Here is an 8,740-nt window from a genome sequence, read left to right as displayed (position 1 = left end):
TACAGACTTGCATTGCACGGCTGAACCAGGGGCGTTGTATAACCAATTGAATTTGTTCAACTATTAACCGGACACTAACCGGACACTACTGCGGGTAAAACTTTAAACCGGTGGATAGCACGGTTGCTTTAACGGAGATGTTTTTTCACCACAGAGGCTCAGAGGGCACAGAAAAAACCGGTAAACTGGGTAAGGGCCAGTTGCTATAAATGCGATCAGGGCGGTTAGCCAGCTTTTGATCTTATTCTACGTTCTACCTTCTGCATTCTACATTCTACATTCTGGCTCTCGTACGCAAGCAAGCACGCTCCACGCACCCACGGAACTTTTTACTCACTCCTGACTCCCGGCTCCTGGATACTGGCTCCTTGTCCCCCCCGCGTCACCGTGTCCAGTGCATTATAATTTATCCACTCTCCCCCTATCCTTCCTCTGGTCCTTGTTTAACTTCCTCCCCTTTTCTCCTCTTCTCCTCTTCCCCTCTTCCTGATCTTCCTCCCCTTTAAACCTCCGGTACATTTCCTCCTGAACCTTGTTCCAGAAAAGATCTGGAGACACGGCCGTCACCCCTGCCGCCTTCGCAACGTCAATGATCTCTCTGTCGCCGGTGATGACAACCTCTGCACCGCCTTCCCGGCACATTTTCTGGATAACCTGATCGGCACTTTGACCCCGGGCTGAATAGCGGATAGTGATCCCCGCCACCTTCTCGCTTCCCCCGCCCAGGTGGATAGAATCAGCGCCGTCGAAGACCACGATTATCTGGTGACCCTTGCCAGCCCGGTAGGCGGAAAGCTCATGGGCAAGCCTGTTCCTTCCGACCTCAAGGTCCTGGCTGTCCAGGGTCCTGAGCTCGGGGATGCGCCTTATGAGGTTGTAGCCGTCGATCACGATTCGCATGGGTTTAATTCCAAATTTCACTGGTAAAAACATCTCTTTTATAGCAACCGCGCTTCTTTCTTTAGATCCTGTCCTTTCGCTCAGTCGCTCAGCCTGCCACGGTGAAGTCCATAGGACGAAGACGGGTCATCCAGTCGAAGATTTTCTCCTGCGTGCTGCGTGCTGATTTTATCCCTGCTGACAGCTGCTATCTATTTATGATACACGAATAGACAGAGAATCGTTATGGATACCTGCCTACGAAGCTTTCCCGTCTTTTTCCTAGCCATTTTCCTGGTTCTTTTACCTGTTGTTGAGGCTGCCGCCAAGCCGGAGCTTTTTCCCCTGAGCCCCGGCAGCACCTGGACCTACCGGAATCTGGAGGGGGACCTCGAGACCCTGGCCATCAGCCAGGTGTCGGAAAAAAAGGGTATCCCTCTCATTGCAGCATCCTACGACGGCAACAAACCCTTCTATTATATCCTGGGCAGCGAGGGTCTCTTCCGGCTTCAGCCCTTGTCAGGGAACACCCCTGGTGATCCACGGGGAGAGCTCACCCTGCTCCTGCGGTGGCCCCTGGATCCCGGGCAGACCTGGCAATCGCCCTGGTCCGACCCCCCCCTCTCCTTTACGGTTCTTGATCGCGGGCCGGTAAGGGTGGCAGCGGGAGACTTCCACGATTGCATCAAGGTCGGTTACAGGCCCACTTCAAGTCCTATCTACCAGGGCTATATCTGGTTCAAACCCGGCATCGGGTTGTTGGCCCAGGAAGAGAGCGCCCATCGCACTGAACTTGTTTCCTACTCCCAAAGCGATCTCCTCTCTCCACCGCCCGCAGCCGTAACGGGTAACAAGCTTGCCGATATTTTCAAACCGCCCAAAGCAGCTAAAAATATAGCACCTACCAGCTCTTTGTCCCGGGTAAAAGATCTCCTGGTCTCAGCACCTTTTTATTTGTTCATACTTCTTATCTTCCTCGGAATTGTGGCCGGTGTCTCCTACCTGAATACCAGGAAGGTGGAGATGGACCTTCAGGATGATCCTGATGTTCAGGAAGGCGAGACGACCCTGGCATCAGCCATGGTCAGGGAAGGGCTGTACAAGGATGCGTCCGAGATCCTCCAGCGCCTTACGGCCAAGCATCCCCAGTGGCCGGACCTCGCCGCCCTCCTCGGAAAAGCTTACAGGGAGATGGGACAGTTTCAGGAAGCGTGCCTCGAGTACAAGAGGGCCCTGGCACTAAACCCCGCCATGGCCAAGGTGCGGCTGGATCTGGTCAAGACTTACCTGAGCCTGAGCGAACCTGCCAGAGCTCTTGAAGAGGTGGAAACGGTCCTCGCAGAGAATCAGGGGTTCGCTGACGCGATCTACCTGAAGGGAGAGGCCCTGGCAGCCATGGGACTGGAGGAGGAAGCGCTGAGGTATTTCAGAGAGGCGCTGAAGGTCAACCCGTCCTTCACCGAGGCTCAGAACGCCCTGGAACGAATGTTGTCGGAGGGGAATTAACTACCAGACGCGGAGACACGGCAACGCAGAGACGCAGTGAGGATTTTCCAGTCATAGACAGACTTCATGGACCACCTGTTCGCTCTTTCATGAGAAAAACTTTTAATTGTTCCTGATTTTCTGGGCTTTTTACAACCGATAGCCGGAGGTTTCAATCAATGGTTGCGCGGTTTCGGAAACGACTGCGGCATGTCCATGCTTTGTTTTTTCTCCGTGTCCCCGCGTCCCCGTGTCGAACGGTTTTGATATCCTTAATTACCCTCCGAACAGATCCTTCCGTCTCACTTTCAATACCGGAAAGCTCTTCCTTGTTTTCTCAACCTCATCCAGATCTATGGTCACGGTAAGGACCCCTTCATCATCACCAAGAACGCCTTTCACCTCTCCTCCAGGACCAACCACCGTACTGCACCCTCCCAATACAAGCCCCTTATCATCGTCACCGCAGGAGTTACATGACACAACATACAGCTGGTTTTCCATTGCCCTGACTCTCGTTAAATCCCGGAAGTGGTCTACCCTCGCCCGCGGCCACTGAGCTGAAACCAGTACGATCCGTGCCCCGTCATCACAAAGTTTCCTGGTCATTTCAGGAAACCTGAGATCGAAACAGATAGCCAGCCCCACATCAAGACCTTCCCATTGAGCCACGACTATCTTCTGGCCGGGGGTAAAGTGCTGGTCTTCATCCCCCGCATGAAAGAGGTGGGCTTTGTCGTAGGAAGCCACAACCTTTCCGGACTTATCCACCAGAACCATGGTATTTGTCACCCCTTCAGGCGAATTATACCCAACAGAACCTGCCACTCCCGCTTTATACCGGGCCGCAATAACTCCCATCCACCGCACAACAGCCTCATATTTTTCAGCCATCTTGACCAGGTCGGTGTAATAAAAGCCCGAGGAGAACATCTCCGGGAGGAGAACAAGGTCCCCCCTTCCAGGGGAGGCCGATGCGATCAATTCCTCAGCCCTGTTAAGGTTACCCTCAACGTCTCCGGGACGGATCCGCCACTGGATGAGGTGAATAGTGAGTTTGTTGTTCATAATAACTCCCTGTGAAATGTGAAGGGTGAATGGTTTTAACTCACTCAAGGTCCTTAATGACTGATCTTGCCCTATTCTGTTCACGGTTCACAATTCACGGATCACGGATCACAAATTTTAACACCTTTACTTGTAACCCCTTTCCATGGTGGGTATAATCCTGTTCCAGGAGCCTGTCGTAAATTTTCAGACAGACTTCTGGATACAGATTATCGGAACATGTTACAATACTGTATTGCAAAGATTGATATAATACTACAAACTCACTCTCCAGGATTTCCGACAAACGTCGGCAGCGTGTAGAGGAGTTCCGACACACTGCTAACAAAAAACAAAACATCAAACCCGCAGGGGAGAAAACACGTTGATCCTCCAATGTGAGCATTGTCATACAAAGTATCGCATCGCTGATGAGAAGGTCAAAGGTAAGGGTGTTAAAGTTCGCTGTGCCAAATGCGAAAATGTTTTCACCATAGCACCACCGGAGAACGCTTTACCGGATCAGTCGACTGCGCCCCCATCACCACCCGTACCAGAACCACCAGCGCCCGAACAGCCAGCAGCTCTACCCCTGAAAGAGTCCGCTCCGAGTTCCGTCACCGAGAGCCCACCCGAGCCTCCGGCTCTGCCTTCCCTTGATGGCTTACAGGACCCCCCTGCACCCCGGACGGGACGCCAATCCACTGAACTAAGTCCTCCCGATGAGCCAGGCACCGACTTCATGCCGATCTCTCAAGAAGGGGCATCACTGGATATCGGGGGTAAAAGACCTGCCCACGAGACGGATCAGGCCGGACTCACCAGCCCGACACCGACTGCGTCGGCAGAACCGGAAGGTGACGGATTTGAGATAGAAGCTACAATGCGGGAGGGGAGTTCATCTGGATCGGATCTCTTTGGAGAGGAAACTGGAGAAGGGGTTGAAAAAACCGATTCAGAGCGACCTGCCTTGCCGCAGGAACCAGAGCCGGGTGGGGAGTGGGGCGATATTGCCATTGATGGGCAGGCGGCTCCGGATTCAGCAGACGGAGGGTTCGGACTCGCAGAAGGTGCAGATTTTACCACCCCACCGCCAGCGCCACCCATGGAACAGCCGGAGGAAGTTGCACAGCCTGATTACGAGAGTAAATCTACAGCGAGAACTTCTACCGTTCCGTCCTATCAGCCGGAAACCCGGGCCTCTGGCGGAGGGAAAAAGTGGCTTGTTCTCCTTTTGTTGTTTGGCGTTATGGGGGGCGGCGGATACTATGCTTACCCTACGATAATGGAGATGATACAGGCCAGGGGCCAGCAGACGGAAGGCACCCTCACACCCGCCAACATTGAGGTCAAGGCCCTTAACCGTACTGATGGCAAGATCATTTACGCGGTCAGAGGTACAGTCCTGAACGAATCTGGAGGTAATGTAGGAATGATCCAGGTCGAAGCCCAGTTCAGAAATGCCGCTGGTGACGTGGTGAGCAAGGCCACGGCCTTTTGCGGGAACCTCTTTGATGACAGTAAGCTCGTCAGCCTCAACCTTGACCAGATCCAGACCGATCTTCACAACGAGCTGGGGCAATCCTTGAGTAACGCAAGCATTTTACCCGGGAAGTCTGTACCGTTCCTTATCATCCTCGGCAGCCCACCTGACGGGATCACCAAGGTTACCGTCACCATATCGGGGTTCAAGGAGACGACCTGATATAGGAGGCCACAAGACGCGGCGGGGGGAATTTGGAGTCAGTACCCGGGAGCCAGGAGCCGGGAGGAAAACCAGAGCGCAGGGCGTTGAACATGACACGGTGATGCGAGGACACGGCGTTGCAATCTTAAATCTCCAGGATTTTCTCCGCCTGTTGGGGTTTTATTCTGCGTTCTGCGTTCTGGTTTTACTCCCACGCTCCCTTACCTAACTCACTAGAGTTCCTCATCCATCTCATCATCCATCTCATCATCCTCGAGCACCAGCAGGCTGGCTTCAAACTCCCCAACAGGGACATAAGCCCTGAACTCCCGGGACCGTCCCACATGGGATTGGTCCGGGTACTTGTCCTGCACCTCTACACGGCAGCTGATACCCTCGCTCTCAAGCCTGCCTTTAAGCAGGTTCACCTCTGCCTCATCAGCAGTCGCGATCAAAAGCTTCCAATCCCCGGTTCCAGTCATGAAGCCCTCCTCCCTGCCTGTTGTCCTGCGGACAGAACAAAGGCCAGCCAATTAGACCATTTGACTCGTATGGTTCAATTATAGCGTATTTGGATAAGGGGACCACTCGTAGATGCGTAGAGCGTACGTGAGTGAGTTCGAAGGGTCTTTCTCAATCACGCTCCACCCACACACGCATTCACGGGAGATTTGCTTCAGACGTACCGTTTCACTTCAAACCTGAGCAGTTCCACAGGTTCCTCAGCCCCGATACCCGCCTTCTGTCTTGCTATACGGACCTGCTCCTCGGATGTTGTGACCCCCGGCAAGTCCGGCAGGAGGAGCCCTTTGCGGTGGCCGCTTTTGACGATAACCCCGAACCGTGACGGATCCAGTTCCTCCAGGCCCGACACAGGTTCCGGCGTTCCCAGGACATCCACCGAGATGCTGATCTCATCAAGCTCTTCCAGCACAACTGGCTTAAACCTCGGATCCCTTGTAGCAGCGGAAACAGCGTTGTCCATAATTTCCTGGGTAAGGGTCGACCGTACCGGCCGTATTGTGCCGATGCAGCCCCGGAGCTGTCCCGCTTTTTTCAGGCTGACGAAAGTTCCAGCAGGCTCCCCTGGATCTTCAGACATCTCCCCATGGGGGAGGGGGCTTCCTGAAAGATGGGAAAGGATAGCATTCCTGGCCACGCTTACCAGGGCATGAGGTTTACTGGAGTCGCTCATGAACAGCGCTCCACCACATAGTTGGCCAGACCAAGAAGACTGTCTCTGCACGGATCTGCAGGTATCTTCATCAGTGCTTTCACTGCCTGGTCACGGTATTGGACCGCCACTTTCAGGGTTTTTTCAAGCACCAGGTGCTTCTTCATGAGATCCAGGACAAGTGCAAAATCATCTACCTGGGGAGATTCCTTGAGAAAGATATCAGCTACCTGGCGCCTGGTATCGCCGTTGATATTTTCCATGAGAATGATGACCGGAAGGGTCACTTTGCCTTCGAGAAAGTCCTTGCCGACAGCCTTCCCCAGGACTCCGAGCTGGGAAGCATAATCCAGGACATCGTCTACGATCTGGAAACTCATACCCAGGTTGAGCCCGTATTCTCCCGCAGCCGCAAGGTCATGATCCTCCATGCCGGCGATGTAACCAGCTGCGGTACAGGAAGCCGCAATGAGGCTTGCCGTTTTGCCGTTGATAACTTCCATGTACTCTTCCCGTGTTGTGGCTGTACTGTAAGACCTGAGCAGTTGGAGCACCTCTCCACTGGCCATCTGGGTGGTGGCACCTGAAATAGCGTCCAGAATGCCCAGGTGGCCGATCTCAACCAGAAGGTTGAAGGCGCGGGAGTACAGATAATCCCCTGACAAAACGCTCGGTTCGGCACCCCATATCCTGTAGGCGACCCTGTTGCCCCGGCGGACATCCGACTGATCCACCACATCATCGTGCAGAAGGGTCGCTGTGTGGATAAACTCCACAGCCACAGCCAGTTTGAATACATCCTCTTTGGAGCGATGAGGCGAACATGAGGAGAGAAGAAGGACGAGGAGGGGACGAAACCGTTTCCCCCCCCCGTCAATAAGGTGTTCAAATATCTGATCGATAAGAGGAACATCCGTCTTCAAGTAAGTCTTAAAGTAGTCTTCGAGGGCCTTGCACTCCTCCCTGACGGGTTCCCGGATGGAGTCCAGGCGGCCTGAAGGACTCCCTTGCGTCATCATGACTCCTCGGGTGCGTCCGCAGGTTCCGGCTCACCCATGAGATACCGGTGCATGGCACCTGAGGCCATCCTGCCGTCCCCCATGGCGAGGATCACCGTCGCCGCGCCCCGGACGATATCGCCTCCGGCGTATACGCCGGGGATGCTGGTAACACCTGTCTTTTGATCAGCCACGATGTAGTCCCACTTGTTGAGCTCAAGCCCCGGCGTGGATTTGGTCAGCAGGGGGTTTGACCCCGTGCCAACGGATACAATGACGACATCTACATCCAGAATGTACTCCGAACCTTTTATGGGAACCGGTCTGCGGCGGCCTGAATCGTCCGGTTCACCCAGTTCCATTGTAAGGCACTCCATCCCGATGACAGCCCCATCCTCGTTGCCAAGGATGCGTACCGGTGCGGTGAGAAAGTGGAAGTCGATCCCCTCTTCTTCCGCATGATGGATCTCCTCGATCCTGGCAGGCATCTCTTTTTTCGATCGTCTGTAAACAACGATGGATTCGGCACCGAGCCTTTTTGCGGTCCGCGCCGAGTCCATGGCAACGTTGCCGCCGCCGATGATCGCCACTTTTTTGCCCCTTTTCAAGGGCGTATCGTAACGGGGAAAATCGTAACCGCCCATGAGGTTGGACCTGGTCAGGTATTCATTGGCGGAATAAACGCCGTTGAGGTTCTCGCCGGGAATCCCCATGAACATTGGCAGTCCGGCGCCGACACCCAGAAAAACTGCATCGAACCCTTCCTCCTCCATGAGTTCAGGGATCGTAAAGGTCTTGCCCACGACAATATTGTTGATGACCTTTACACCCAGGTTTTCCAGGTTCTTGATCTCGAACTCGACGATCTCGTTGGGCAGCCGGAACTCAGGGATCCCGTAAACCAGGACTCCCCCGGGCTTATGAAGGGCTTCGAATACGGTCACCTCGTGCCCCTTGACGATGAGGTCTCCCGCGACGGTAAGCCCAGCCGGGCCAGCTCCCACCACAGCCACCTTCTTGCCGGTGGGCGGTGCTACTTCAGGCAGCTTCACCTCACCGTGTTCCCTTTCCCAATCGGCCGCAAAGCGTTCCAGGCGTCCAATGGCCACAGGATCCTGCTTGACGCTCAGGACACAGAGTATCTCACACTGATCCTCCTGGGGGCATACCCGGCCGCAAACGGCTGGCAGGGCGTTACTGTCTTTCAGAATACGGATCGACTCGGGAAAATCTCCCACCTCGATGGCCTTGATAAATCCGGGGATATCGATCCCCACCGGGCAACCGGCCACACACCTGGGTTTTTTACACTGGATGCAACGGCTGGCTTCGAGCATGGCCGTCTCAGGAGTATAACCGTAGGGCACCTCATCGAAATTTTTCTGTCTCTCCCCGGCAGGTTGTTCTGGCATGGGCTGTCGAGGCACTTTTTCCTTTTTTGGGGTCGTATTATTGGTATCGGTCATGGCA

8 protein-coding genes are annotated in these 8,740 nt (G+C 54.4%); 2 read left to right on the top strand and 6 right to left on the bottom strand.

All coding sequences use genetic code 11. The features are described 5' to 3' along the window. Positions 1-399 precede the first annotated feature (399 nt). Complete coding sequence (locus P1S59_09100; protein MDF1526409.1) at positions 400-900, bottom strand: NYN domain-containing protein; 501 nt, start codon at positions 898-900, stop codon at positions 400-402. A gap of 225 nt (positions 901-1,125) precedes the next feature. Between P1S59_09100 and P1S59_09095 the strand changes: the two genes are divergently transcribed. Then, the gene (locus P1S59_09095) at positions 1,126-2,385 is read left to right on the top strand and encodes a tetratricopeptide repeat protein (GenBank protein MDF1526408.1); all 1,260 of its coding nucleotides are present in this window, start codon (positions 1,126-1,128) and stop codon (positions 2,383-2,385) included. A gap of 255 nt (positions 2,386-2,640) precedes the next feature. Here P1S59_09095 and P1S59_09090 read toward each other — a convergent pair whose 3' ends face one another. Then, on the bottom strand, positions 2,641-3,432 hold the full coding sequence (locus P1S59_09090; protein MDF1526407.1) for a carbon-nitrogen family hydrolase: 792 nt from the start codon (positions 3,430-3,432) through the stop codon (positions 2,641-2,643). A gap of 364 nt (positions 3,433-3,796) precedes the next feature. On the opposite strand from P1S59_09090, the gene P1S59_09085 reads away from it, so the two are divergent. Then, the gene (locus P1S59_09085) at positions 3,797-5,116 is read left to right on the top strand and encodes a zinc-ribbon domain-containing protein (GenBank protein MDF1526406.1); all 1,320 of its coding nucleotides are present in this window, start codon (positions 3,797-3,799) and stop codon (positions 5,114-5,116) included. A gap of 215 nt (positions 5,117-5,331) precedes the next feature. Here P1S59_09085 and P1S59_09080 read toward each other — a convergent pair whose 3' ends face one another. From P1S59_09080 to gltA, 4 genes are all read right to left on the bottom strand, one after another. Beyond that, positions 5,332-5,580, bottom strand: a complete 249-nt coding sequence (locus P1S59_09080) for a DUF2007 domain-containing protein (GenBank protein MDF1526405.1) — start codon at positions 5,578-5,580, stop codon at positions 5,332-5,334. A 194-nt stretch (positions 5,581-5,774) separates the two neighbouring features. Further along, a complete protein-coding gene (gene amrA / locus P1S59_09075) occupies positions 5,775-6,293 on the bottom strand; it encodes an AmmeMemoRadiSam system protein A (protein ID MDF1526404.1) in 519 nt (172 codons plus the stop codon). Continuing rightward, complete coding sequence (locus P1S59_09070) at positions 6,290-7,291, bottom strand: polyprenyl synthetase family protein (GenBank protein MDF1526403.1); 1,002 nt, start codon at positions 7,289-7,291, stop codon at positions 6,290-6,292. The genes amrA and P1S59_09070 overlap by 4 nt, the downstream gene beginning before the upstream one ends. Further along, positions 7,288-8,736 carry an NADPH-dependent glutamate synthase gene (gene gltA / locus P1S59_09065; GenBank protein MDF1526402.1) on the bottom strand — a complete coding sequence of 483 codons (1,449 nt, stop codon included), beginning with the start codon at positions 8,734-8,736 and terminating at the stop codon, positions 7,288-7,290. Before gltA ends, P1S59_09070 begins: the two co-directional genes overlap by 4 nt. Positions 8,737-8,740: the final 4 nt, after the last annotated feature.

This window comes from bacterium (genome assembly GCA_029210965.1).
Classification (GTDB): Bacteria; BMS3Abin14; BMS3Abin14; order BMS3Abin14; family BMS3Abin14; genus JALHUC01.
Note: the sequence above shows the minus strand (reverse complement) of the source record. Positions and strands in the feature narration are given on the sequence as shown.

Bases quoted from the DNA above. Each gene is read 5' to 3' on its own strand.
- P1S59_09100 (MDF1526409.1), bottom strand. From the start codon at position 900: ATGCGAATCGTGATCGACGGCTACAACCTCATAAGGCGCATCCCCGAG.
- P1S59_09095 (MDF1526408.1), top strand. From the start codon at position 1,126: ATGGATACCTGCCTACGAAGCTTTCCCGTCTTTTTCCTAGCCATTTTC.
- P1S59_09090 (MDF1526407.1), bottom strand. From the start codon at position 3,432: ATGAACAACAAACTCACTATTCACCTCATCCAGTGGCGGATCCGTCCC.
- P1S59_09080 (MDF1526405.1), bottom strand. From the start codon at position 5,580: ATGACTGGAACCGGGGATTGGAAGCTTTTGATCGCGACTGCTGATGAG.
- amrA (MDF1526404.1), bottom strand. From the start codon at position 6,293: ATGAGCGACTCCAGTAAACCTCATGCCCTGGTAAGCGTGGCCAGGAAT.
- P1S59_09070 (MDF1526403.1), bottom strand. From the start codon at position 7,291: ATGATGACGCAAGGGAGTCCTTCAGGCCGCCTGGACTCCATCCGGGAA.
- gltA (MDF1526402.1), bottom strand. From the start codon at position 8,736: ATGACCGATACCAATAATACGACCCCAAAAAAGGAAAAAGTGCCTCGA.